Raw genomic sequence first — 2,390 nt, forward strand, 5'->3', positions numbered from 1 at the left:
CTGCGGCGCGGCGAACTGTTCCTGATCACGCACGACCACAGCATGGTCCAGGCGATGGTCGACGCGGGCCAACTCGATCCCGCGGAGGCGGCGTCGCACCCGCAGCGCGCCCTGCTGCTGCGCGGGCGCGGGCGCCGCCTGGGCCTGAGGCCCGGGGGCCGGGGGCGCGGGCGGCGCCGCGGCCGGCGTGCCGACCGGGTACGTGGACTGCGCGCCCGCGGACGCGGAGGGGCCGGGCTCCACGGGTGAAGCCGTGCCGTGGCGTTCGGCCGTCGGAGTGTCCCCGGGAGCGGGGGTGCCCTCAGGAGTGGCGTCCGGCCCCGGAGGTACGGACTGGGTGGCGGGGCGCTCCGTGCCCTCGCCCGCAGTGCCCTCGTTCTCGGTGCTCACAGCTCTCTACTCCTCGGTTCCACGTCTGTCGTCGGCAAGCGTCCCGCGCTGTGCAAGTGTCGCGGGTAACCCTTACCCACGACGCGTCGGGCCACGGTAAGCGGGACCTGTGCGTCTTTTGGCCATCCTTTACTCCGGACAAAGAGGGCGCATGTCGGGCCGAACGCCCGCGTCCTCTCCGTCCACCGGATCACCGAATCGGCGAGGGCGCAGCCCGGACGTCCGCCCGGGTCCTTCTTCCGGAGGCCCGCTCTTCGTCCTGCTGCCCCGCGACGGTGGGACCATGACGCCGTGACCCGAGCCCGCCAGCACAGCATCCAGGTCGTCGCCCACCGAGGAGCCTCGGAGGACGCGCCGGAACACACCCTCGCCGCGTACGTGAAGGCCCTCGACGACGGCGCGGACGCCCTGGAGTGCGACGTGCGGCTCACCGCCGACGGTCATCTCGTATGCGTGCACGACCGCCGGGTGAACCGTACCTCCAACGGCCGAGGCGCGGTGTCCGCGCTCGAACTCGCGGATCTGGCGGCCCTCGACTTCGGGGGCTGGAAGAACAACGCCGCCTACACGGACAGCGAGGAGGGCCTCGAGTGGGGCGATCCCGGATACACGTCCGTGCTGACGCTGGACCGGCTGCTGGAACTGGTCAGGGACGCCGGGCGGCCGGTGCAGCTGGCCGTCGAGACCAAGCACCCGACGCGTTGGGCCGGGCAGGTGGAGGAGCGGCTGCTGGAGTCGCTGCGCCGCTTCGGGCTGGCCGGCCCGCCGGCCCCGGGGGAGTCCTCCGTCCGGGTCATGAGCTTCTCCGCGCGCTCCCTGCACCGCGTCGCACGGGCCGCGCCGCAGCTGCCGACCGTCTACCTGATGCAGTACATCTCGCCGCGGCTGCGGGACGGGAGGCTGCCGGCCGGGGCGCGGATCGCCGGTCCGGGGATGCGGATCGTGCGCAACCACCCCGGCTACATCGCGCGGCTGCAGCGGGCCGGGCACCGGGTCCACGTGTGGACGGTCGACGAACCGGAGGACGTCGAGCTGTGCGTACGGCTGGGGGTCGAGGCGATCATCACGAACAGGCCGAAACAAGTCCTCGAACAACTCGGTCGCATCGGCTGAATACGGGTCAAAGCACAACAGGTCGCACCTGAACCGATCGGCGGGGAGTGCACCGGCGCGTTCACTGCGTGGCCGAATGTCACGAGTGCGTCAAAGGCTGTCCGGTGGCCGGTTTCCGGTCTGGGCCATTGGGGCATCCACACCGTGGCGTGGGCGAAGGAGGTTTCGGGGGTGGCTGTTTTGGTGGCACAAGAGGTGCCGACTTCGTCGAGCGTGGCAGTGACCCACGGCCCGGCCGGCGTCGGCGAGGCCCGGCACCGGATGCGTGCACAGTTGAGCGAGAGCGGCGTTTCGGACACGGTCGCGGACGACGCCGAACTGGTCCTTTCCGAGCTGCTCAGCAACGCGTGCCGGCACGGCAGGCCGCTGCGGCACGCCGGACGGAGCGCGGGCGGCGGGGACGAGGGCGACGCGGGCGGCATAAGAGCCGCGTGGCGCGTGGATCCCTCGGGCGGCCTGACGGTCGAGGTGACCGACGGCGGCGGCCCGACGAGGCCCGCTCCGGCCCGGCCCTCGCTGACGGCGCGCGGCGGCCGCGGACTCACGATCATCTCGGCCCTCGCGAAGGACTGGGGCATCCGCGACAGCGCCTCCGGCGAGGTCACGGTCTGGGCGCACCTGACGGAGCCCGAAGCGGTCCGTTCGGCGGGCTGAGCCCCGCCACGTTCCGCGGGCTGAGCCTGCCACGTTCCGCGGGCTGAGCCCCGCCATCCGTCCGACGGCCGGTCCGATCCGGCCGCGACGACCGGTCGGCCGCACCCCGGGCCCCTGCCTGCCGCTCCCTTCGGCCCTCCCCCGACCCCGGCCCCGATCCCGGCCCCGGACCGCGGGCCCCGCCCCCCGCTCGCGCCGGCATCGGAGGGGCCGCCACCGCCCCGGCGGCAGGC

At 73.7% G+C, this 2,390-nt stretch carries 1 protein-coding gene and 2 pseudogenes; all 3 read left to right on the top strand.

Features of this window, described 5'->3' with window-relative positions:
• Nucleotides 1-249: pseudogene (locus L1885_RS27220) on the top strand (hypothetical protein); the annotation flags it as partial.
• A 432-nt stretch (nucleotides 250-681) separates the two neighbouring features.
• Nucleotides 682-1,503 (top strand): glycerophosphodiester phosphodiesterase, encoded by an 822-nt coding sequence (locus tag L1885_RS27225; protein WP_235799814.1) that lies wholly within the window; start codon nucleotides 682-684, stop codon nucleotides 1,501-1,503.
• 76 nt (nucleotides 1,504-1,579) lie between these two features.
• A pseudogene (locus L1885_RS27230) lies at nucleotides 1,580-2,115 on the top strand (ATP-binding protein); the annotation flags it as partial.
• Between the last annotated feature and the right edge of the window lie 275 nt (nucleotides 2,116-2,390).

Origin of the sequence: Streptomyces fuscigenes, assembly GCF_021556455.1 — a bacterium.
GTDB lineage: Bacteria > Actinomycetota > Actinomycetes > Streptomycetales > Streptomycetaceae > Streptomyces > Streptomyces fuscigenes.